At 67.8% G+C, this 22,139-nt stretch carries 23 protein-coding genes, 1 tRNA gene and 1 pseudogene; 14 read left to right on the top strand and 11 right to left on the bottom strand.

Annotated features, from left to right (window positions below):
- Positions 1 to 127: 127 nt before the first annotated feature.
- Positions 128 to 829 (bottom strand): TetR/AcrR family transcriptional regulator, encoded by a 702-nt coding sequence (locus tag A9310_RS12720; RefSeq protein ID WP_065630917.1) that lies wholly within the window; start codon positions 827 to 829, stop codon positions 128 to 130.
- Between the two features lie 56 nt (positions 830 to 885).
- Complete coding sequence (locus tag A9310_RS12715; protein WP_058250823.1) at positions 886 to 1,536, bottom strand: vitamin K epoxide reductase family protein; 651 nt, start codon at positions 1,534 to 1,536, stop codon at positions 886 to 888.
- Positions 1,537 to 1,685: 149 nt separating this feature from the next.
- Here A9310_RS12715 and A9310_RS12710 point away from each other — a divergent pair, with 149 nt between their 5' ends.
- Genes A9310_RS12710 through A9310_RS12695 form a run of 4 tightly spaced genes read left to right on the top strand, consistent with a single transcriptional unit; the run spans position 1,686 to position 5,486 of the window.
- A complete protein-coding gene (locus tag A9310_RS12710) occupies positions 1,686 to 2,330 on the top strand; it encodes an ABC transporter permease (protein WP_058250824.1) in 645 nt (214 codons plus the stop codon).
- Positions 2,327 to 3,661: an ATP-binding cassette domain-containing protein gene (locus A9310_RS12705; RefSeq protein WP_065630916.1), complete on the top strand. Its 1,335-nt coding sequence runs from the start codon at positions 2,327 to 2,329 to the stop codon at positions 3,659 to 3,661. Before A9310_RS12710 ends, A9310_RS12705 begins: the two co-directional genes overlap by 4 nt.
- Complete coding sequence (locus A9310_RS12700) at positions 3,658 to 4,476, top strand: ABC transporter permease (RefSeq protein WP_058250826.1); 819 nt, start codon at positions 3,658 to 3,660, stop codon at positions 4,474 to 4,476. The genes A9310_RS12705 and A9310_RS12700 overlap by 4 nt, the downstream gene beginning before the upstream one ends.
- Positions 4,473 to 5,486 (top strand): glycine betaine ABC transporter substrate-binding protein, encoded by a 1,014-nt coding sequence (locus tag A9310_RS12695; RefSeq protein WP_065630915.1) that lies wholly within the window; start codon positions 4,473 to 4,475, stop codon positions 5,484 to 5,486. Before A9310_RS12700 ends, A9310_RS12695 begins: the two co-directional genes overlap by 4 nt.
- 14 nt (positions 5,487 to 5,500) lie before the next feature.
- On the opposite strand, the gene A9310_RS12690 is transcribed toward A9310_RS12695, so the two are convergent.
- From A9310_RS12690 to A9310_RS12685, 3 genes are all read right to left on the bottom strand, one after another.
- Positions 5,501 to 6,010: a pyridoxamine 5'-phosphate oxidase family protein gene (locus A9310_RS12690; protein WP_065630914.1), complete on the bottom strand. Its 510-nt coding sequence runs from the start codon at positions 6,008 to 6,010 to the stop codon at positions 5,501 to 5,503.
- A gap of 75 nt (positions 6,011 to 6,085) precedes the next feature.
- On the bottom strand, positions 6,086 to 6,238 hold the full coding sequence (locus A9310_RS25905) for a hypothetical protein (protein ID WP_175401131.1): 153 nt from the start codon (positions 6,236 to 6,238) through the stop codon (positions 6,086 to 6,088).
- Between the two features lie 52 nt (positions 6,239 to 6,290).
- On the bottom strand, positions 6,291 to 7,424 hold the full coding sequence (locus A9310_RS12685; RefSeq protein WP_065630913.1) for an LLM class flavin-dependent oxidoreductase: 1,134 nt from the start codon (positions 7,422 to 7,424) through the stop codon (positions 6,291 to 6,293).
- Positions 7,425 to 7,611: 187 nt separating this feature from the next.
- Between A9310_RS12685 and A9310_RS12680 the strand changes: the two genes are divergently transcribed.
- A complete protein-coding gene (locus A9310_RS12680) occupies positions 7,612 to 8,784 on the top strand; it encodes an LLM class flavin-dependent oxidoreductase (protein ID WP_065630912.1) in 1,173 nt (390 codons plus the stop codon).
- Positions 8,781 to 10,121 (top strand): annotated as a pseudogene (locus A9310_RS12675) (NtaA/DmoA family FMN-dependent monooxygenase). The gene A9310_RS12680 and the pseudogene A9310_RS12675 overlap by 4 nt, the downstream one beginning before the upstream one ends.
- 68 nt (positions 10,122 to 10,189) lie before the next feature.
- Here A9310_RS12675 and A9310_RS12670 read toward each other — a convergent pair.
- Together A9310_RS12670 and fabG are read right to left on the bottom strand one after the other, a co-directional pair.
- Positions 10,190 to 10,261, bottom strand: a tRNA-Gln gene (locus A9310_RS12670).
- A 119-nt stretch (positions 10,262 to 10,380) separates the two neighbouring features.
- A complete protein-coding gene (gene fabG, locus A9310_RS12665) occupies positions 10,381 to 11,136 on the bottom strand; it encodes a 3-oxoacyl-ACP reductase FabG (protein WP_058250845.1) in 756 nt (251 codons plus the stop codon).
- A gap of 316 nt (positions 11,137 to 11,452) precedes the next feature.
- Between fabG and glmU the strand changes: the two genes are divergently transcribed.
- The 3 genes from glmU (at position 11,453) to arsC (ending at position 14,535) form a co-directional block, all read left to right on the top strand.
- Positions 11,453 to 12,913, top strand: coding sequence for a bifunctional UDP-N-acetylglucosamine diphosphorylase/glucosamine-1-phosphate N-acetyltransferase GlmU (gene glmU, locus A9310_RS12660; protein ID WP_065630938.1), 1,461 nt, complete (start codon positions 11,453 to 11,455; stop codon positions 12,911 to 12,913).
- Between the two features lie 57 nt (positions 12,914 to 12,970).
- Entirely contained in the window at positions 12,971 to 13,948 is a 978-nt protein-coding gene (locus A9310_RS12655; protein WP_004022643.1) for a ribose-phosphate diphosphokinase, read from the top strand.
- A 245-nt stretch (positions 13,949 to 14,193) separates the two neighbouring features.
- On the top strand, positions 14,194 to 14,535 hold the full coding sequence (gene arsC, locus A9310_RS12650; protein WP_065630911.1) for an arsenate reductase (glutaredoxin): 342 nt from the start codon (positions 14,194 to 14,196) through the stop codon (positions 14,533 to 14,535).
- Between the two features lie 24 nt (positions 14,536 to 14,559).
- Here arsC and A9310_RS12645 read toward each other — a convergent pair whose 3' ends face one another.
- Positions 14,560 to 15,006, bottom strand: a complete 447-nt coding sequence (locus tag A9310_RS12645; RefSeq protein ID WP_065630910.1) for a limonene-1,2-epoxide hydrolase family protein — start codon at positions 15,004 to 15,006, stop codon at positions 14,560 to 14,562.
- A gap of 240 nt (positions 15,007 to 15,246) precedes the next feature.
- Between A9310_RS12645 and A9310_RS12640 the strand changes: the two genes are divergently transcribed.
- The 3 genes from A9310_RS12640 to A9310_RS12630 are packed head-to-tail and all read left to right on the top strand — an operon-like array spanning position 15,247 to position 17,635.
- Entirely contained in the window at positions 15,247 to 15,894 is a 648-nt protein-coding gene (locus A9310_RS12640) for a 50S ribosomal protein L25/general stress protein Ctc (protein ID WP_065630909.1), read from the top strand.
- A 45-nt stretch (positions 15,895 to 15,939) separates the two neighbouring features.
- Positions 15,940 to 16,506 (top strand): aminoacyl-tRNA hydrolase, encoded by a 567-nt coding sequence (gene pth / locus A9310_RS12635; protein ID WP_065630937.1) that lies wholly within the window; start codon positions 15,940 to 15,942, stop codon positions 16,504 to 16,506.
- 49 nt (positions 16,507 to 16,555) lie between these two features.
- On the top strand, positions 16,556 to 17,635 hold the full coding sequence (locus A9310_RS12630) for a beta-ketoacyl-ACP synthase 3 (protein WP_065630908.1): 1,080 nt from the start codon (positions 16,556 to 16,558) through the stop codon (positions 17,633 to 17,635).
- A 307-nt stretch (positions 17,636 to 17,942) separates the two neighbouring features.
- Here the strand turns inward: A9310_RS12630 and A9310_RS12625 are convergent, their stop codons facing one another.
- Both A9310_RS12625 and A9310_RS12620 read right to left on the bottom strand, forming a co-directional pair.
- Positions 17,943 to 18,707: an ABC transporter permease gene (locus tag A9310_RS12625; RefSeq protein ID WP_065630907.1), complete on the bottom strand. Its 765-nt coding sequence runs from the start codon at positions 18,705 to 18,707 to the stop codon at positions 17,943 to 17,945.
- Entirely contained in the window at positions 18,704 to 19,771 is a 1,068-nt protein-coding gene (locus A9310_RS12620) for an ATP-binding cassette domain-containing protein (protein WP_065630906.1), read from the bottom strand. The genes A9310_RS12625 and A9310_RS12620 overlap by 4 nt, the downstream gene beginning before the upstream one ends.
- A gap of 42 nt (positions 19,772 to 19,813) precedes the next feature.
- Between A9310_RS12620 and A9310_RS25900 the strand changes: the two genes are divergently transcribed.
- Both A9310_RS25900 and A9310_RS12615 read left to right on the top strand, forming a co-directional pair.
- Positions 19,814 to 19,960, top strand: a complete 147-nt coding sequence (locus A9310_RS25900) for a hypothetical protein (protein WP_165630292.1) — start codon at positions 19,814 to 19,816, stop codon at positions 19,958 to 19,960.
- Between the two features lie 102 nt (positions 19,961 to 20,062).
- Entirely contained in the window at positions 20,063 to 21,079 is a 1,017-nt protein-coding gene (locus tag A9310_RS12615) for a beta-ketoacyl-ACP synthase III (RefSeq protein ID WP_004022635.1), read from the top strand.
- 63 nt (positions 21,080 to 21,142) lie between these two features.
- Here A9310_RS12615 and A9310_RS12610 read toward each other — a convergent pair whose 3' ends face one another.
- Complete coding sequence (locus tag A9310_RS12610) at positions 21,143 to 22,030, bottom strand: DUF559 domain-containing protein (RefSeq protein WP_065630936.1); 888 nt, start codon at positions 22,028 to 22,030, stop codon at positions 21,143 to 21,145.
- Positions 22,031 to 22,139: the final 109 nt, after the last annotated feature.

Genomic DNA, 22,139 nt, shown 5'->3' with positions numbered 1-22,139 from the left:
CGTGCGGGGTCGACATCGGTTGATCCTTCCGGCCGGGGGACGCAGAGTGAATCAACAATAGACGCGGTTGGGGCACACTGCCGTGCACCTCGGGTCGGGTGTGGGCCGGGACGCGAGCGGCCCCCGGTCAGGCGTCGTCGACGGTGGTCCGCTTGCGCGATTCGACGTAGTCGGGCCCGACGAGTTCGGGATCGGGTTCGAGTCGGGTGAGCCCGTTCCAGCACAGGTTGACCAGGTGTGCCGCCACGACCTCCTTCGACGGTTCGCGGACGTCGAGCCACCACTGCGCCGTCACCGACACCATCCCGACGAGCGCCTGGGCGTAGAGCGGTGCGAGGGCGGGATCGAAGCCGCGTCGTTCGAAGTCCCCGGCCAGGATGTGCTCGACCTGACTGATCGCGTCGTTCAGGAGACTCGAGTAGGTCGCCGTCTCGTCCGTGCTCGCGGCGCTGTCGCCGCGGACCAGGATGCGGAAGCCGTCGGTGCGCTCCTCCATGTACGTCAGCAGCGCGAGTGCGCCCTGCTGGATGCGATAGAGCGAGCGGTTCTTCGACAGCGACGAGGTCACCATCTCCAGCAGGGTCTCCATCTCACGGTCGACGACCACCGCGTACAGACCTTCTTTGCCGCCGAAGTGCTCGTAGACGATCGGTTTCGAGACACCGGCACGCTGCGCGATCTCTTCGATCGACGTGCCCTCGAAACCTCGTTCGGCGAACAGTCCGCGCGCCACCTCGATGAGCTGCAATCGCCGTTGCGCGCCGGTCATCCGCGCCCGCGGCGCGCGCTGCACCTCCGCCGAACCCTCCGATGGACGCCCGATAGCCATGGGCCCAGCGTAGTGGTGCATCTCGGGAGATTCCGAGCGGTCGCGCGAGGTCGGGTTCAGTACAGGCTGGACCAGTACGACCAGAATCGCACCGCGATCAGCACGATCACGAGGCCGACCGCCGCGACGAGGATGGGCGCGTGGTTGCGGGCCAGGGCGAGCGCGACACGGGACCGCGAGGTGAGCCCGCTCGCGTGCGCGTTGCGCACGCTGACCAGGACGAAGATCGGCAGTGTGACCGCCCAGACGACCATGCAGTAGGGACACAGCGCCCCGATCGAATAGAGGCTCGAATAGACCAGCCACCCGATGAAGACCATCGCCGCGGTGACCCCGACCTGTAGCCCCGCCCAGTACCAGCCGGCGAGGCGCGCCCCGGCCAGCAAGGCCATCCCGGTGGTGATCGCGACCGCGAAACCGGCGATCCCGAGCAGCGGGTTGGGGAAACCGAAGAGCGCCGCCTGCGGCTGCGCCATCACCGAACCGCAGCTCAGCACCGGATTGAAGTTGCAGGACGGCACGTACTCGGGGTCGGCGGCCAGTTCGAATCGTTCCACGGTCAGCACGAACGCCGCGACGAAGCCAATGGCCCCGCCGACACTCAGCACCCAGGCGACGATGCGCGTCCAGGAACGCACGGCCTCGGCCAGGTGGGCCCGATCGTCGTCGGGTCCGACCTCCGAGCTGGTCAGCGCAGTCTCACTCACCCATCCAGGATGGCACCGCGTCGAGCGGAGATCGACCCACGCCGCGTGAAAGTCACACTGGATCGGTCCAAATGTCGGCAGTCTCGTTCAACTCTGCGTAATGTCGACGCAGACACCGGGGGTGGGACACCGGGGATGGGACACCGACAGTGCAATTGTGGGATTACCTCAGCGAGAACGCCCGATCACTCACTTTTCTGACATATCAACACGCGTCTCTGTCATTTCAGACAGTGCTCGTGGGTACGGCCGTGGCGATCCTCATCGCCGCCGTGGTCTATCGCCTCCCGCTCGCCAGCGCGCTGACGCTGACGTCGAGCCGTGTGGCGCTGACCATTCCGTCGCTTGCCCTCCTGGCCCTGTTGATCGTGCCGTTCGGACTCGGTGTGACGCCGTCGTTTCTGATGCTGGCCTTCTTCGCCACGCTGCCGGTGATCGGCAACGCGGTCGTCGGTCTACGGTCCGTGCCGCCGGCCGTGGTCGAATCCGCCCGCGGCATCGGGCTTTCGAGATGGCGCATCCTGCTCACCGTCGAGCTGCCGATCGCCTGGCCGGTGATCCTGACCGGCATCCGCGTGTCGACCCAGATGATCGTCGGTGTCGCCGCGATCGTCGCCTACGTCCTCGGCCCCGGCCTGGGATCGCTGATCTTCAACGGGCTTTCCCGCCTCGGTGGTGCCAATGCACTCGAAATGGCGCTCGCCGGAACGATCCTGATCGTCATCATCGCCCTCGTCTTCGACGCTCTCCTGGTTCTGCTCGGCCGACTCACCATCTCCAAGGGACTCTCATGACCGACTCCGCCACCTCGTCCGCGCCGAACGGCAACAACCGCAACGTCACCGGCGAGTCCATCCGGCTCGACGGCGTGGCCAAACGTTACCGGGGAGCCACCACGCCGGCCGTCGCCCGTCTCGACCTGGAGATCGACGCCGGTGACATCGTCGCCTTCGTCGGCCCGTCCGGATGTGGCAAGACGACGACGCTGAAGATGATCAACCGCCTCATCGAACCCACCGAGGGGCGCATCTACATCGGTGGACGCGATGTCACCGCGGAGAACCCGGACAAGCTGCGGCAGTCCATCGGCTACGTCATCCAGTCCGGCGGACTCTTCCCGCACTGGTCGGTGAGCAAGAACATCGGCGCCATCCCGCGAATCCTCAACTGGGACAAGAAACGTATCGCCGAGCGCACCGAGTACCTGCTCGACCTCGTCGGACTCGACGCCGCGACCTTCGCCGACCGGCTCCCCAAGGACATGTCCGGCGGCCAGCAGCAGCGGGTCGGCGTCGCACGCGCCCTCGCCGCCGATCCCCCGGTGCTGCTGATGGACGAGCCGTTCGGCGCCGTCGATCCGATCACCCGAACACGCCTGCAGGACAAGCTGATCGCGATCCAGCACGAGCTGGCCAAGACCATCGTCATCGTCACCCACGACTTCGAGGAGGCGACGAAACTCGGCGACAAGGTGCTGATCCTCTCCGAGGGCGGTCACATCGAACAGTTCGCGCCGCCGGAGGAGATCCTGGCCAATCCGGCGAGCCCGTTCGTCGAGGAGTTCGTGGGATCGGGTGCGACTCTCGCCCACCTGACCCTCACCCGCGTCCGCGATGTCGACTTCAAAGAGGTGATCACCGCCCGCGTCGGAGAACCGTCCGGCGCCGTGGTGACCCGCGCGAAGGCGGCCGGCGAGGACTGGGTCGCCGTCGTCGACCAACACGGCCGCCCACGCGCATGGCCGTCGGTCGAGGAGATCCGCGCCAAGCCGGAGGTCTCCGACTACCTCGACCATCGCCTCCCGGTCGTGGCCAAGTCCTCGACGCTGAACGACGCTCTCGACTCGATGCTCGCGACGAGCCAGGGTGGCGTGCTCGTCACCGACGGACGCGGCGCGGTCGTCGGTGCGCTGAACATCGCCTCGGTGATGGAAGCGATCCGCGGTCAGCTCGCGACGGTGCGGGAGGACGACGACCACGGCGGCTATCTCGACCACGCCGAGGGTTCGGCTCCCGTCGAGACCCCGGTCGTCGCGGCCGACGACGAGCCCGGCCTGGAACCTGCCGCAGGCGCCGGTTCCGCGACAGCGCCGGTGGGCACGCCCGAGACGAGCGCCGAGCGGTGACGGGTTTCATCGCCGAAGAGGCGAGGATCACGGAGACCGCGAAACCGCCTGCCCCGGAGTCGGTCCCGAGCGGCTTTCGACGACGGCTCTCCCGTATCCCCATCGACGTGTGGTTCGAACCGCTCGTGATCGTGGTCGTCGGCGTGGGTTTCGCCATCTGGTACGCGAACACCACGTTCACCACCACCGAGAGCGCGTCGATGTCGTGGGCCGCGCTGCGCGCCACCATCCTCGATCACATCCAGCTGACTCTCGTCGCCACCGTCATCGTCGTCGTGATCGCGATCCCACTGGGTATCGCGCTCACCCGACCGTCGCTCCGGTGGCTGAACCCGATCGCGGTGAACATCGCCAACATCGGGCAGGCGGCGCCGGCGATCGGTCTGCTGGTGCTGTTCACCTTCTGGCTCGGGACCGGGTTCAACACCGCCGTCGTCGGCCTGGTCGTCTACGCGGTGCTCCCGATCCTGCAGAACACGATCGTCGGATTGCGTCAGGTCGATCAGCGGACGGTGGAGGCGTCCCGCGGCATCGGCCTGTCCGCCGTCCGCACACTCGTCCAGGTCGAACTCCCGCTCGCCGTACCCGTCATCCTCAACGGGGTACGGACCGCACTGGTGATCCTGGTCGGCACCGCCACCCTCAGCACGTTCATCGGCGCGAACAGCCTCGGCACGCTCATCACCACCGGCATCACGCTGTTCCTGCCCAAGCTGCTGGTCTCGGGCGCGATCCTGGTCGCCCTGCTCGCCATGACGATCGACTGGCTCGGTCGCCTCGTCGAACTCGTCGCTACACCACGGGGGATCGCATGATGACACGGTCTCACTCGGCCCGCTCGCTGCGCTCCCGGGCACTCGCGATCCTGGCCGCGTCGGCGGCCCTCGTGATGACGCTGTCGGCGTGCGGTCTGGTGAGTTCGTCCGGAACCTTCCGTCCCGCTTCCCTTCCCGGCGGCGAACGTCCGCTGGAGGGTACGTCGGTCGCCGTGACGTCGAAGAACTTCACCGAACAGGTCCTGCTCGGCAAGATCACCGCGACCTATCTGGCAGCGGCCGGGGCCGACGTCGACGACCTCACCAACGCACCGGGTTCGATGTCGTCGCGGCAAGCGGTTCTCAACGGCGACGCCGACATCGTGTGGGAGTACACGGGCACCGCTTGGCAGACCTATCTCGGTGAGACGGAGACCATCGCGGATCCGCAGCAGTTGTACGAGCGCGTCCGCGACGCCGAACGCGCCAACGGTGTCGAGTGGCTGCCGCCCTCGTCGTTCAACAACACCTACGCCTTCGCCGCCTCGACACCGACGGCCGAGCGGCTGAACGTCACCAAGATGTCCGACATCGCGAAGCTGCCCGAATCCGAGCGGACGTTCTGCATCAACGACGAGTTCCTCTCGCGCGCCGATGGATTCATCCCCATGCTGGAGGCCTACGACATCCCGCTCGACGCCCCCGGCGGCGTGCCCAAGAGCAACGTGACGACCATGGACTCCGGCGTCGTCTACACCTCGACCGCGCGCAGCGAACCCTGCAACTTCGGCATGGTCTACTCCACCGACGGCCGGATCAAGAACCTCGACCTCGTCGTCCTGGAAGACGACAAGAAGTTCTTCCTGCCCTACAGCGGCTGCCTCGTGGTGAGCACCGGCGTCAACGACGCCAACCCGGAGATCGCCGAACTCATGGCTCCGGTGTCGGCGAAACTCACCGACGAGCTCATGCAGGAACTCAACGGACTCATCGACATCGACGGTGCCGACCCCTCCGACGTCGCCTACGACTGGCTCGTGAAAGAAGGCTTCATCGTCCCGGTCGACTGACCGTCGACTCACAGTCAATGAGACTCGTTCGGTGCGTAGACCGTCATCCAATGCGGGTGCAGGCGAAAGTAGATGACCTCGACGTCCCAGTCGAACGCATCGTCGCCGTAGATCTTCTTGAAGTGGGCCACCAACTCGGGCCAGTCATCGGCGCGGTCGCCGTCGAGCGGGTTGAGGATCTCGACCGTCCCGTGGGTGAACACCCCGAGCTCCTCGCCCTGGATGTGAGCCGCGCTGGCGGCCGGACGGGCGGCGAGGTGTCGAGCCTTCGCAGCAGTGCGCGCCGTGCCGAAGACCCACTTCCCGTGCAGGAAATGCCCGTCGACGGCGCTGATCCTCGGCTCGCCCGCCGCGGTCACGGTCGAGAGCGCGAGAACACGCATGCCCGTCAGGATCTCGACCAATCGCGGTGCGTCGACCGTGTTCTCGCTGCTGATGATGGACCGCAGATGATCTGTCGATCGGGACAGGGACGCGTCGAGAAGGGTCTGCAGTTCGTGTAGTTCATCCGGGGTCTCGTACATGGTGGGCGTCCTCGTGGCTGCTCGTCGGCGACGACCGTCGTCGCCGAGGAACCCCATGGTGCCACCGGAAGCCGGCTACGAGGGCTGTTCGCGGCCGACCGTTCTTGCTGTCTGGAGCGGCAGACCCAGTGGCGGCGCCTCGGGATGCAGAGCCGCGCCGGCGGCGAGGAGGTCGACGTCGACACGGCGTCCGATGCCCGCACATACGGCGTTTAACGACGCCAGCACGCCCGCACCCCTCCCGAAACCCGCTGTCGCGAAACCGGTCACGTCACTGCCCTCACAATCCCCACGCGGTGGCGAGCAATTCGTGCGAGATCAAGCGATGGTCGAAGTCGTGCGTGACGCTGGTGACCAACAACTCGTCGGCGCCGGTCACCCGGGCGAGTGTCCGCAGACCGTCCACGACGGTCTCGGGATCACCGACGAACTGGGTGCGCACCCGATCGTCGACCAGTGGGAGCGCGTCATCGTCGAGCGGCCGTGCCGTGTCAGGGTCCGGGTACGGTTGCGCGCCGGCTCCGCTGCGGATGCCGTACACCCAGTGTCCGTAGGTGGATGCACGGTGCCGTGCGGTCGATTCATCCTCGGCGACAACGACATTTGCGGAGACGACCACATACGGCTCGGCCAGGACCGGCGACGGCCGGAACGCACTTCGGTAGGCCTCGACGGCCTCCAGGACCGTGCTCGGGCTGACGTGATAATTCGCGACGAACGGTAACCCGCGCGCACCTGCGGTCTGGGCGCTCTGCCCCTTGCTGCTCCCGAAGATCCAGACCGCCACGTCGGCGCCCTGCCCCGGCACCGCGGTCAGTTCGACGTCGCGGTGACTGAACCCGCCCGTCAGGAGCGCCAGGACATCACCGACGGCGTCGTCGAAGTCCGGCGGCGACGCACCGTCGAACTGCGAGGCCTCGAACGCGGCGACGACCCGCGGCGCGTTGAGGATCGACTCGACGGGGAACGGCGACGGTATGAGCAGGCCGTCGACGACCTCGTCGGGCTGTCGGGGTGCGGGCTCGCGGGGTGCGGATCTCCGGTCGGCGGTCGCCAACTCGGTGCGACGCTGCGCGGAACGACCGAGACCCAGGTCCAGTCGGCCGGGGTGGAGCGCGTCGATGGTCCCGAAGGCCTCCACGATCGACACCGGGGTGTGCAGGCCGCTCTGGACCGCCGCAGATCCCACGCGGATGGACTCGGTCGCGCCGGCGACGAGTCCGATGAGCGTGGTCGTCGACGAGCTGGCCACTGCCACGAAGTGATGCTCGGCGAGCCAGAAGCGGTGATATCCCAGACGTTCGGCGTGCCGGGCCAAGGCAACGCTGCGACGCACCGCCGTCGCCGCGTCACTCCCCTCGGTGACCGGCGCGAGGTCGAGCACCGACAGCGGTATGGGTTCATGTCCCGTCATACCGCTCCCCGAACGTCTCGAGTCCTGTGCCGAACACACCTCATCCTGATCACCGAAGCGGCATCGGCGGTACATCGGAAGGGTTAGGCCCACGCCGATCCGATGACCGGGCCCTGGAATCCCGTGTCATGCCGCCACTGTTCGAGACGGAGACACACATCGACGACACGACTCGAGGGGAGACTCGATGACCGAACACGTACGCGTCGCCGTGGCGCTGGACGGTTGCGGGTCGCATCCGGGTGCGTGGCGTGCGCCCGGGGCCCGGGCAAACGCGCTCACGACAGCGGCGCACTGGCAGCAACTGGTCGGCGAGGCCGAAGCCGGGCTCCTGGACTTCGTCACCCTCGCGGATACCTTCGCCCTGCATCGCGGGCATCCCCGCACCGACCGGGCGACGGGAGGACTCGACTCGGTACTACTCGCTTCCCGTCTCGCTCCCACGACCCGTTCGATCGGGCTGATCCCGACGGCGACCGCCACCCACACCGAGCCGTTCCACGTCTCCAAGGCGATCGCGACCCTCGACTATGTGAGTCGGGGTCGCGCCGGGGTCCTGCTGCGTACGACCGCGGACCCGGACGAGGCCGCGCTGTTCGGCCGACGACGATTTCCCGACGATCCGGCGGTGCTCGCCGATCTCGCGTCCGAGGCCCTCGACTTCGCGACCGTGCTCGGTCTGCTCTGGGATTCGTGGGAGGACGACGCCGAGATCCGCGACGTCGCAACCGGTCGCTTCGTCGACCGGGACAAGCTGCACTACATCGACTTCGCCGGGGATCAGTTCTCGGTGCGCGGCCCCGCCATCACGCCGCGCCCGCCGCAGGGCCGGCCGGTCATCGCCGCGACCGGCGCCCATCCCACCGATCTGCGGCTGATCGGTCGGGGCGCCGACCTCGGGTTCATCAGCCCGCGCGACGTCGACGACGCCGTACGCGCGGTGGACGCCGTGGGCACCGCACACTCCGACGCCGGTCGCGAGATCACCGATCCAGCACTCCTGTTCGTCGACCTGTTCGTCGTGCTCGCCGCATCGGAGGCGGAGGCCGACGACCGTCGGGCGCAGCTCGACGACTGGACAGGTGGCCCGTTCACGCCCGACAGCGCGGTCTTCACCGGCACACCGGTCGGGCTCGCGGACGAGATCGAGCGCTGGGCCGCGGTGGCAGGAATCAGCGGAATACGACTACACCCGGCCGCCTTGCCCGAGGACCTGCGCGCGATCACCCGAGAGCTCGTACCGGAACTCCGGCGCCGCAACCTGTTCCGCGATGAGTACAGCCATTCGACGCTGCGTGGGCACCTCGGCCTGGCGCGCCCGTCCAATCATTTCGCCACTGGAAAGGCCGGTGTCGCATGACCAAACAGGTCCATCTCGCCGCCCACTTCCCCGGGGTCAACAACACCACGGTGTGGAGCGACCCGGCGTCGGGCAGCCAGATCGAGTTCGACTCGTTCGTCCACCTCGCGCAGACCGCCGAGCGCGGGAAGTTCGACTTCTTCTTCCTCGCCGAAGGACTGCGGCTCCGCGAGCAGAACGGGCTGATCTACGACCTCGACGTGGTCGGTCGACCGGACACCTTCACCGTGCTGTCCGCGTTGGCGGCGGTCACCACCCACCTCGGCCTGACCGGCACCATCAATTCGACCTTCAACGAACCCGTCGACGTCGCAAGGCAATTCGCCACCCTCGATCATCTGTCCGCCGGACGCGCGGCCTGGAATGTGGTGACCTCGTGGGACGAGTTCACCGGCGAGAACTTCCGTCGTGGCGGCTATCTGCCCGAGGACCAGCGATACGCACGCGCGAAGGAATTCCTCACCGCCGCAGCGACTCTCTGGGACTCATGGCGCGACGATGACGTCGTCGCCGATGCCGAGAACGGCCGGTTCCTGGCACGCCTCGAGGCGGGTTAATTCGACTTCACCAGTTCACAGTTCGACATCCGCGGGCACTTCCCGACCCCTCGTCCGCCACAGGGGCGACCGGTCATCTTCCAGGCCGGGGACTCCGACGAGGGCCGGGAGTTCGCGGCCGCGACCGCCGACGCCATCTTCTCCCGGCACGCCACCTACGACGCCGGCCAGGCGTTCTACACCGACGTCAAACGGCGACTCGCCACGTACGACCGACGCCCCGAACAGCTCCTGGTACTGCCCGCCGCCACCTTCGTCGTCGGCGACACCGACGCGCAGGCAGCCGAACTCGCCCACGAGGTGCGCCTGCAACAGGTCAGCGGGCAGACGGCGATCAAGTTCCTGGAACAGCTGTGGAACCGGGATCTGTCCGATCACGACCCCGACGGTCCGCTGCCACAGGTGGATCCGATCCCGGGCGAGAACACGGTCGCGAAGGGACGCGCGAGCGTGCGCATGCACCGTGACCCGGTCGCCGTGGCGCGCGAATGGCGCGACCTGGCCGAGGCGAAGAACCTGACGACGCGTGAACTCATCATCGAGGTCACCGGCCGCCAGTCGTTCGTCGGCTCGCCGCAGACGATCGCGCACACGATCAACGATTTCGTGCAGGCCGACGTTGCCGACGGTTTCATCCTGGTGCCCCACATCGTGCCCGGCGGGCTCGACCGGTTCGTCGACGAGGTGGTGCCGGTGCTGCAGGAGCTGGGCGTATATCGCTCCGACTACGAGGGATCGACGCTGCGGGACAATCTGGGACTGGCGCGCCCGGGGGGTTGAGCCTCGCCGGGGACCCGCTGCTCGTCGTGAGCCTCTCCGGAGGCCGCGGCTGCGCCGCGACTCATGAGCTCCGCCACCAGGACTCGAACCTAGAATGCCTGAACCAAAATCAGGAGTGTTGCCGATTACACCATGGCGGATCACTGCGCTGACGATTGTGCCACAGCCTGCGGGCACTCACGCCAGGTGACCACTCGGTGTCAACTCGACTCACAGACTTCGATCGAGATCTGGGAGTCGAGTCGACGTCTGGGAGTGATCAGTCCTTGGGGCCGCCGGCCACGTAGACGACCTGCCCCGACACGAAGCCGGCACCCTCGCTGATGAAGAACGACGCGGTGTGGGCGATGTCCTCGGGCACGCCGACGCGGTTGACCGGGATCTGGCCGGCGGCGGCGCGCTTGAAGTCCTCGAAGGGCACGCCGACGCGTTCGGCGGTGGCGGCGGTCATCTCGGTCTCGATGAACCCGGGCGCGATGGCGTTCGCGGTCACGCCGAACCGGCCGAGCTCGATCGCCAGGGTCTTGGTGAAGCCCTGCATGCCGGCCTTGGCCGCCGAATAGTTGACCTGTCCCCGGTTGCCGAGTGCCGAGGTGCTCGACAGGTTCACGATGCGTCCCCACTCCGCCTCGACCATGTACTTCTGGGCGGCCTTGGTGACGTTGAACGCGCCGCGCAGGTGCACGGCCATGACGGCATCCCAGTCATCGACGGTCATCTTGAACAGCAGGTTGTCGCGGGTGATGCCCGCGTTGTTCACGACGACCGTCGGCTTTCCCAGTTCGGCGACGACCTTGTCCACCGCGGCGTTCACCGAGGCCTCGTCGGCGACGTCGGCACCCACCGCGATCGCCTTGCCACCCGCGTCGGTGATCGCCTTGACGGTGTCGGCACAGGCGTCGGCGTCGAGGTCCAGGACGGCCACCGCGAGCCCGTCGTCGGCCAGGCGCTTGGCCACGGCCGCACCGATCCCCCGTGCGGCCCCGGTGACGATCGCCGTCTTCTGCGTGCTCATTCACTACCTCCGTGTGGTCGTTTCGCGAGCCGGACAACTCCGGCGCGCATGGTTGGTTCCCCCGCACCCACCCTGTTCCGTCAGCGACAACGGCAATGATCTACCGATTGATCGCTCGGCGTTGCGGTCCCTATGTGTTCTATCAGGCCCGGTCGCGAGGTTTCGCCACAAACAGCGCGCTGCATTTCTGCCATCGGGTACCGATGCGTAGGATCGCACCCGACGTGCGACCGCGAACCCGGTCAGCGACCCCCGCCGGCGCCGTCGGACAGACATGATCGTGGCAGTCACCGATCAGGAAGAGGGTGGGCATTCGATGACGGGAACGTCGCCGTCCGTGGCCGTGATCGTCCTGGCCGCGGGTGCCGGTACCCGTATGAAGTCCAAGACCCCGAAGATCCTGCACACCATCGGCGGCCGCTCGCTCGTCGGCCACGCGCTCCACGGGACCGCGGGCATCGACCCCGAGCATCTCATCGCCGTCGTCAGCCACGAACGCGAACGGGTCTCGGCTGCCATCGGCGAGATCGGGGCAGGCCTCGGCGTCGTGATCGGGATCGCCGAACAGGACGCGCCTCGCGGGACCGGTGATGCCGCCCGGGTGGGCCTCGGCGGACTCCCCGACGACTTCGACGGCACCGTCGTCGTCACCGCTGCCGACGTCCCCCTCCTCGACGCCGACACCCTCCGCGCGCTCATCGACACCCATCTCGCCGACGGCGGGGCCGCGGTCACGCTGACGAGCTTCGTCGCCGACGACCCGACCGGATACGGACGCATCATCCGCGACGGGGACGCCGTCACCGCGATCGTCGAACACAAGGACGCCTCCCCGGAGCAGCGCGCGATCACCGAGGTCAACGCCGGCGTGTACGCCTTCGACGCCGCTGCGCTGCGCGACGGGTTGTCGAAGCTGTCGACGGACAACGTGCAGGGCGAGTACTACCTCACCGACATCGTCGAGATCGCCCGCGGCGAGGGGCGGGCCGTCCGCGGACACACCGTCGCCGATCCGGTGCTCGTGGCCGGCTGCAACGACCGTGCCCAACTCGCCGCCCTGGGCGCCGAACTCAACCGCCGCATCATCCGTCGTCATCAGCTCGACGGGGTGACCGTCGTCGACCCCGCCACCACCTGGATCGACACCGACGTCACCATCGAGCCCGACGCGCACATCGCGCCCGGCACACAGCTGCACGGGCGCACGCACATCGCCGCCGACGCCGTGATCGGACCCGACACCACTCTCACCGACGTCACCGTCGGACGCGGCGCGCAGGTCATCCGCACGCACGGCAGTGACGCGGTCATCGGCGCCGAGGCCACCGTCGGACCCTTCGCCTACCTGCGACCGGGCACGGCCCTCGGAGACGCGGGCAAGATCGGCACCTTCGTCGAGACCAAGAACGCGACCATCGGTGCCGGGTCCAAGATCCCGCACCTCACCTACGTCGGCGACGCCACCATCGGCGAGCACTCCAACATCGGCGCGTCGAGCGTCTTCGTCAACTACGACGGGGTTGCCAAGCACCGCACCGTGATCGGCGACCACTGCCGCACCGGCTCGGACAACATGTTCGTCGCGCCGGTCAGCGTCGGCGACGGGGCATACACCGGCGCCGGAACCGTGGTGCGGCAAGATGTACCGCCGGGAGCCCTCGCGGTCTCGGCGGGCGAACAACGCGTCATCGAGGACTGGGTCGTGCGCAAGCGGCCCGACACCGCGGCGGCGCGCGCGGCCCTCGAGGCACGCGACAACGACTCCGGGACGGCCTGACACCCCGACCCGCGCTCGACCCTGCAGATCCGAAACGACACGAACAGAAGAGTTTTCATGACCTGGACCACTGACAACCAGAAGAACCTGATGCTGTTCTCTGGTCGTGCCCATCCCGAACTCGCCGAAGCAGTCGCCGATGAACTGGGCATCAAGGTCACCCCGCAGACCGCCCGCGACTTCGCCAACGGCGAACTGTTCGTTCGTTTCGAGGACTCGGTCCGCGGTTCGGACGCCTTCGTCCTGCAGAGCTGCCCGTACCCGCTGAACCAGTGGGTCATGGAGGCGCTCATCATGATCGACGCCCTCAAGCGCGGCTCGGCGAAGCGCATCAGCGTGATCCTGCCGTTCTACCCCTACGCCCGCCAGGACAAGAAGCACCGTGGGCGTGAGCCGATCTCCGCCCGCCTCATCGCCGATCTGCTCAAGACCGCGGGCGCCGACCGGATCATCACCGTCGACCTGCACACCGACCAGATCCAGGGCTTCTTCGACGGCCCGGTCGATCACATGCACGCTCAGGGACAGCTCGCCGAGTACATCCGGGGCAAGTACGGCACCGACAACATCGCCGTCGTCTCCCCCGACTCCGGTCGCGTGCGCGTCGCCGAGAAGTGGGCCGACACCCTCGGTGGCGCGCCGCTGGCGTTCATCCACAAGACGCGTGACCCGCTCGTGCCCAACCAGGTCAAGTCCAATCGCGTGGTGGGCGAGGTCGAGGGACGCACCTGCATCCTCATCGACGACATGATCGACACCGGCGGCACCATCGCCGGCGCCGTGCGGGTCCTCAAGGACGCCGGCGCAGGCGACGTCATCATCGCCACCACCCACGGCGTGTTCTCCGATCCCGCGGCCGAGCGTCTCGCGTCCTGCGGCGCCAAGGAGGTCATCGCCACCGACACCCTGCCGATCCCGGCCGAGAAGCGCTTCGAGAACCTCACCGTCCTCTCGATCGCACCGCTGCTCGCCCAGACGATCCGCGAGGTCTTCGAGAACGGTTCCGTCACAAGCCTGTTCGACGGCATCGCCTGACCCCCCCGCTCCCTGAGGTGCGAGCGAAGCGAGCCTCGAAGGGCTCCGTAGCACGAGTTGCCAGCCCTTCGAGGCTCGTCGCTTGCGCTCCTCACACCTCAGGGAGCAGAGGGATTGGCGCTCCTCAGGGAGCAGAGGGATTGACGCTCCTCAGGGAGCAGAGGGATTAGCGCTCCTCAGGGAGCAAGCTGCGGCTCCCCGCACCTCAGCCAACAAGCGGCGCCCCACCGAGTACCGTGTCACCCGTGGACGCGACGATCTATCACAACCCCAAGTGCTCGACCTCGCGGAAGGCGTTGCAGGCCCTGCGCGACGCCGGGATCGAGCCGACAGTCGTGAAGTATCTCGACGAGCCGTACAGCCGCGAACAACTCGTCGAACTGTTCGCCGACGCCGGGATCACACCTGCGCAGGCCGTCCGCAAACGCGAGGCCCTCTACAAGGAGCTCGATCTCGCATCGGCCACCGACGAGCAGATCCTCGACGCCATGGTCGAGCACCCGATCCTCGTCGAACGTCCGATCGTGGTGACCGACAAGGGCACTCGCATCCCCCGGCCCATCGAGAAGCTCGACGAGATCCTCTGACTCCGGGGCGCGGCAGCGCCCAGGTCAGGCCGACACGGCCGGCGCGGGCAGCGGCCGCTGCACCGACGGCACGGCCAGTGCCGCGACGCCCCGCGCGAGCGCCTTGGTCATGTCGAAGTAGTCGAAGTAGTCGCGCCACACCGTGATCCGGCCCTCCCGTACCTCGAACCGGCCGCAGACCCAGAACTGGAGATGCAGCCGCCCGAACCGGAGTTCGTCGACGCGCTCGGTCAGCACCACGCCGGTGTCGTCGGCGGACACGTTGATCATCCGGTAGTTGAAGCCCACCGACTCCTTGCGCGCCACCCCGCCCAGGACACCGGCCACCTTCCGCTTCCCGCGGATCGTCGGCAGCGAGACGTTCGTGTAGGCGATGTCGTCGTCGATGGTCTCCAGCGCGGCGGGCACGTCGCCCCGCGCGAACTCGTCCAGCAGGGTCGTCACGATCTCGATCGGCGTCTGTGAGGTCATGGCAGACCAGTATCCCCCAGCGCGGCGAACCGAGCGGGCGATGTGACATCCCGGCAGGTCATCGACTACTCTGATCGCCGTTGTCTCGGCGAGGGTGACCCAGTCACCGTGATCGGCGCGGCCATCGCAGGTCTTCCTCACGCCCTCCGGGCGAATGGAACGCCCGCGGTCGGAACTCGTGCCCGGTGTTGCTCGTCGCGACGCCGACAGAACGTACCCACCGATCGCGAGGAGACCGTCATGGCCACCCAGACCAGCAAGCTGTCCGTCAGCACCCGTACCGAGAAGGGCAAGGGCGCAGCCCGCCGCGCGCGTCGCGAGGGCAAGGTCCCCGCCGTGCTGTACGGCCACGGCACCGACCCCCAGCACCTGCACCTCCCGGCCCGTGAGTTCGCCGCCATCCTGCGTAACAGCGGCCTCAACGCCGTCATCGACCTCGACATCGAGGGCTCCAGCCAGCTCGCGCTCACCAAGCAGGTCGACGTCCACCCGATCCGCAACTACATCGAGCACGCCGATCTGCTGATCGTCCGTCGTGGCGAGAAGGTCACCGTCGAGATCGCGATCATCGTCGAGGGCGACGCCGCCCCGGGCACCCTCGTCGTCCAGGACGCCAGCGTCGTCGAGGTCGAGGCCGACGCCCTGTCGATCCCCGAGCAGATCGTCGTCAGCGTGGAGGGCGCCGAGATCGGCCTGTCCGTGCACGCCTCTGATCTGGACCTGCCCGAGGGTGTGACCCTCACCGCCGATCCCGAGACCCTCATCGTGTCGGTCACCGAGGCGCAGCTCGCCGCCACCGAGTCCGACGCCGACGGCTCGGCAGACGCCGCAGCCGAGGGCGACGCCGAGGGCGAGGCGACCGAGGAAGCCGCTGCGGAGTCGGAGTAATCCGACCACCGACTGCCCGGTTCGGGTGGTGAAACTGCGTAAGTGGTGAAACTCATTGTCGGACTCGGCAACCCAGGGTCCAAGTACGAGAAGACGAGGCACAACGTCGGCGCGATGGTCGCCGACGGCCTCGTCGCCTCGGCCGGCGAGCGCTGGAAGGTGCACAAGAAGTCCGGTGCCGAGGTCGCCGAGGTACGCCTCGGCGGCCAGTCGGTACTCGTGGCCAAACCCCGCACCTACATGAACGAGTCCGGCCGTCAGATCGGCCCGCTCGCCAAGTTCTACTCGGTCACGACTGACGACCTGATCGTCGTCCACGACGAACTCGACATCGACTTCGGCGCCGTCCGTCTCAAACGGGGCGGCGGCGAGGGCGGCCACAACGGGCTGCGGTCGCTCAGTCAGGTACTCGGTACGCGCGACTATTTGCGCGTGCGCATCGGCATCGGCCGGCCACCCGGCCGGCAGGATCCCGCCGATTTCGTGTTGAAACCGTTTCCGTCCTCGGCTCGCAGCGAGGTCGAACTCCTCATCGCCAACGGTTGCGACGCCGTCGAACTATTGCTCGGACAGGATCTGGAGTCCGCGCAGAACACCGTGCACGCCTGGTGAGGACACCGAATTCGGCGGCCGCGCGGCCGTAGAATCGCTGCGGCGGGCAATGAAGGGATCGGCAACAGTGGTCAACCTCTCGGTGAAGACCGGACACCAGAACGTCTCGATGCTCGGCATCGGCGCCTACCGTCCGCGACGCCTGGTCAGCAACGACGAGGTCTGCCAGGTCCTCGATTCGTCCGACGAGTGGATCTTCGAGCGGAGCGGTATCCGCAACCGCCGATGGATCAGCGGCGACGAGTCGGCGCGTTCGATGGCCGCCGCGGCCGCCGAGCGGGCCATCGCGAACTCCGGGGTGGCGAAGGAGAAGATCGGTGCGCTGATCCTCGCCACCAACAGTTGGAAGACCAAGATCCCGCACGGTGGCCCGATCGTCGCCTCCGACATCGGGCTCAACGGCATCCCCGCCTACGACGTCGCCGCCGGGTGCGGCGGCTTCGGCTACGGCCTCGGGGTCGCTGCCGACACCGTCCGTGCCGGCAGCGCTGAGTATGTCCTGCTCGTCGGTGTCGAGACCATGTCGGTGGTCATGGACCCCACCGACCGCAACACCGCATTCATCTTCGGCGACGGCGCCGGTGCGGTCGTCGTCGGTCCGAGCGAGGAGAACGGCATCTCCCCGACCGTCTGGGGCAGCGACGGCGAGAACGCCGAGGCGATCGGGCAGAACTGGGACATCCCCGAATACATGGACCGCGCACAGGCCTACCAGGACAAAGACCCCGAGACCGACCCGGTCGGTCGCATGGTGGTGACGATGGCGGGACCCAAGGTGTTTCGCTGGGCGGCCGTCACCCTGCCCCGGGCCCTCGCCACCGTGCTGGAGACCTCGGGCGTCGGCGTGGAGGACATCGAGGTCTTCGTGCCCCACCAGGCCAACGCCCGCATCAACGACCTGATGAAGAAGAACCTCGGCTTCCCCGACGACCTGCCGATGGCGAACGACATCGAGAACACCGGGAACACCTCGGCGGCCTCCATCCCGCTCGCCATGGAGGAGATGCTCGCCACCGGCAAGGCGAGGGGCGGACAGACCGCGCTGCTCCTCGGCTTCGGCGCCGGCCTGAGCTACGCGGGCGCGGTCGTCACCCTGCCCCCAGCCCCGGCGATCACCAGTTTCGACTGAACCTTCGGGCCCGACCCTGCTCTTGGAGAAGCGAGCTCGCGAGCGTCACCCCCGCTCCCTGAGGAGCGCCCGGAGCTTGCGGAGGGCGCGGCCAACCCCCGCTCCCTGAGGAGCGCCCGGAGCTTGCGGAGGGCGCGTCACGAAGGGTCTGGCGACGCATCTCACCAGGACCCTTCGTGACGCTCGCAAGCTCGCTCCTCAGGGAGCAGGGGTCGAGCTCGCAAGCTCCGGCCTCCTCAGGGAGCAGTCATTGGGCTCGCGCAGAACACGGGCGCAGATACTGAGGAGCGAGCTCGCGGCTCACGCCTCAGGCATTCTCCTTGCGGAACACCGAAGTGCCCCACAGGGTTCCGAGTCCGGCCAGGATGAGCGACGCGAGGACGCCCCAGAGGACCTGAGCACTGGCGAGGTCGCCGGAGAAGGTGTCGCGCACCGCGTCGACGATCCACCGGAACGGCATGAAGTCGCTGAGGCTCTGAAGCCACGACGGCCCGAGGGTCATCGGGAGCAGGATGCCCGACAGCAACAGGACCGGCATCATGACCATGTTGATGAGCGGCGCCATCACATCTTCACTCTTCTTGGTCAGCGCCAGGGCGTTCGACGCCGCGGCGCACGCGCCACCGATCAGCATCGTGATGATGATGCCGAGGATCACGCCGATCACCGAACCCCGCATGCCCATCAGATAGCCCAGCACCACCAGGATCAGCGCCTGCACGAGAAGTTGCAGCATGTCGCGCATGAGTCGACCGGTGAGCAGGGCGGTGCGGCTGGCCGGGGTCACCCGTTCGGCCTCGATCACACCCTCGCGCCATTCCCCGATCAGGCTGAATCCGGCGAACAACGCGCCGAACAGACCGAGCTGCACGAGCAGACCGGGGACCAGGAACGTGTACGGATTGTCGGCGCCGCCCGGGAACTGCGCGACGAGCGGCTTCAGCAGCGGCCCGAAGAGGACGAGGTAGAGGACCGGTTGCATCACCCCGATGAGGACCCAGGCCGGGTTGCGCAGGTTCATGCGGATCTGTCGACGGAACACGATGGTGCTCTCGCGGAGGAACGTGGTCATCGGCTGGCTCCCTGCTGGTTGAGTTCGGCCGACTGGGCGTCGGCGTTCGTCGAATCGGTTGTTTCCGAATGGATCTCGTTGCCCCGCTCGGTCTCGGCGTCACGCAGCGACCGACCGGTGAGGGTGAGGAAGACGTCGTCGAGGGTCGGGCGGATGACCTCGATGGAGTCGAGGGTGATGCCCGCGGCGTCGAGGTCACGCAGCAGTCCGGGGACGGCCCGGCCCGCCCGCGGCACCCGGCTCCGGACGTGCCGGCCGTCGATCTCGATCCGGCCGTCCGCGCGGCCACCGGTGACCGAGGCCAGTTTCTCCGCGGCGGTGGACACGGCCGCGGAGTCGGCGACCTCGAGTGCCACCAGGTCGCCGGACACCTGCGCCTTGAGGTTGTCGGCGGTGTCCGCGGCGACGATCCGGCCGTTGTCGATGATGATGATCCGATCGGACAGTTCGTCGGCCTCGTCGAGGTAGTGCGTCGTCAAGAAGACCGTCGCGCCGCGTTCGGTGCGCAACCGCCGGATGTGGTCCCAGAGATTGGCCCTCGCCTGCGGGTCGAGGCCGGTGGTCGGCTCGTCGAGAAAGACCAGGGACGGTTCGTGGACCAATCCCATCACGATGTCGAGTCGGCGTTTCTGCCCGCCGGACATGTTCTTGGGCTGGCGTTCCCACAGGCCGTCGAGTTGGAGCTGGGAGAACAGGGCGTGGCCGCGGCGGGTCGCCTCGGCCCGGGACAGCCCGTAGAGCATGCCGTGATCGACGATCTCGTCGCCCGCCTGCGCCTGGCTGAAGGTGCCGCCGGCCTGCGAGACGTAACCGATGCTGCGGCGGACCGAGACCGGGTCGGCCACGACGTCGTAACCGTTGACGGTCGCGGTTCCCGCCGTCGGCCGCAGGAGGGTCGTCAGCATGCGCAGCGTGGTGGTCTTGCCCGCGCCGTTGGGCCCGAGGAACCCGACCACCTCCCCCTCGGCGATGTCGAGGTCGACGCCGTCGACGGCCCTCACCTCGCGCTTCTTCTTTCCCTTCCCGGTGCTGAACACCTGGACCAACCCGCGTGCGTGGATCATGCGGACTCCCCTTCTCGATGTCGTCGAATGGTGTACTGACTCGTGCGTTCGGCGCTGCGCGCACGTCATCGTGTGCTGATCGTCGTGACCGCGGGCCGCTTTCCGACGCCCCGGCGGTGGTCGACCGACCTGCGGACCAGCATTCCCCTCATCGAGGACGACTTCGGTCCGCGTTTCGCGACTCCGTAACGATTGCGGGCGGGGTCCCGCTACTTCCCAGTAAGAGGCGGTGTGAGTACCGTCGTATGTCGGGTCACATATTCGCCGGGCACGTTTTGGGAAGGGTTCACCATGGCGGTCATCGCAGACACCACTGGCATCAACAACATCGGCATGCTCGGCATCGGCGCGTACCGCCCCGAACGCGTCGTCACCAACGAGGAGATCTGCCAGCACATCGACTCCTCCGACGAGTGGATCTACACCCGTACGGGAATCAAGACGCGCCGGTTCGCGCGTCGCGACGAGAGCGTCATGGAGATGTCGGTCAACGCCGGCCGCAAGGCGATCGCCAATGCGCTGCTCCAGGGCTCGGACATCGACGCCGTCATCCTCGCCACCAACACCCACCTGCTGCTGACCCCGGCCGGCGCCACCAAGGTCGCGACCGAACTCGGCTGCAACGGCGTGCCCGCCTTCGACGTCACCGTCGGCTGCGCCGGCTTCGGCTACGGCATGGCACTCGCGTCCGACATGATCCGCGGCGGCAGCGCCACCCACGTGCTGGTCATCGGCGCCGAGCAACTCTCGGTGACCATGGACATGACCGACCGCACCAACTGTTTCATCTTCGGCGACGGGGCCGGCGCGGTCGTCGTCGGACCCACCGAACAGCAACAGCTCGGCCCGGTGATCTGGGGCTCGGACGGCTCCCAGTTCAACGCGATCCGCCAGGACTTCGACTGGGTCACCTTCCTCGACAGCGACCGCACCCAGCGCCCCTACCTGCGCATGGAGGGCACCGCGGTGTTCCGCTGGGCCGCCTTCGAGATGGGCAAGGTCGCCCACCGCGCCCTCGAGGCCGCGAAGCTCGGTTCCGAGGACCTCGACGTCTTCGTGCCGCACCAGGCGAACGCCCGTATCAACGAACTCCTCGCCAAAAACCTCAAACTCCGCGACGACGCGGTCGTCGCCAAGGACATCGAGTACACCGGCAACACCAGCGCCGCCTCGATCCCGCTCGCCATGGAAGACCTGCTGTCCACCGGCAAGGCACAGCCTGGCCAGACCGCACTACTCCTCGGCTTCGGCGCCGGACTCTCCTACGCCGCGCAGGTCGTCACCATGCCGCCGGTTCCGTTCGAGTAGGGCGCCGTATCGAGTCCGGGGGCAATCTGATCCGCTCAGCGGCTCATGATGCCCCCGGATTTGTCATGCCGGCCGGTCGTGCTGCAAGCCGAGCGCCTGGCGGACACGCGCCACGACGTCGTCGGGCCGCTCCCGCAGATCACTCCACGTGAAGTTGAGGACGGTCCAACCCAAAGCGATGAGGTCGTTTCGGCGTCGGCGGTCTCGCTGGAACGTCTCCGCGTCGCGGTGGAACGCCATCCCGTCGATCTCCACCGCCAACAGCCGATCCGGGAACGCGAGGTCGATGAAGTACCCGCCGGCCGGGTGACCGCACGACCAACCGCTCACACCTCCGGCGCTCAACACGTCGACAGCCAGCCGCTCCGCCACCGAGCGCGCGCCGGATTCGACGCCGTCGACGAGGGCCGCGATCGCGGGTCCATCCTCCTTGCCACGTCGACGATCAGCGGCGACGCGCAGCTGGCGCAGCGAGACCTTGCGAACGAGCAGCGCGTTGTCGAGGACTCCACTGTCGCGCTCGAGTGCGGCTTCCAGCACGGACAGCGGCAAGGCTGTCACGAGCAAGTCCTTGCGGGTCACCACCTCCGCGTCCGCGAGGCAGCGGCGCCGGACCCGAACGCCCTCGACCGGAGAGCCATGCCGCGATCGCGGTGCGGTGACCGTGAACTTCTTCGGCGGCTCGTCGAGGAGCCCGTGCCACCACGCCGCTCCCGATCCGGACAGCGCCGCACCTCGGCCCACGCTCGCGACTGCCAGTCGCGCACGGGTGGCCGGCGTCGTCGGATGATCGGCGAGCAAATACACCCCGCGCGTGCGCGGCATCCAGTCTCCGCAATCGACTCGACGCCGGACCGCGGACCGCGTGAGGCCGAATTCGAGCGCATCCGCCATGGTCAGTACCCCGTCACGGGCGAGAACGCGGCGCCGAAGGCCCGGTGGAAGCTGCACGACCATCAGACGCACAGCAACGGTGACGGGTTCCCAGTTTTTGGGCGGGGGCACAAGGTGCCGCATACCGGCACAACCTGCCCCGGCACTCCGCCGCGAGGGAGTTTGG

The sequence above is a fragment of the Gordonia sp. UCD-TK1 genome, assembly GCF_001691435.1.
In the GTDB taxonomy this organism is placed as follows: Bacteria; Actinomycetota; Actinomycetes; order Mycobacteriales; family Mycobacteriaceae; genus Gordonia; species Gordonia hongkongensis.
The sequence above is the reverse complement of the archived record's forward strand: the minus strand, read 5'-3'. Positions and strand labels throughout refer to the sequence as shown.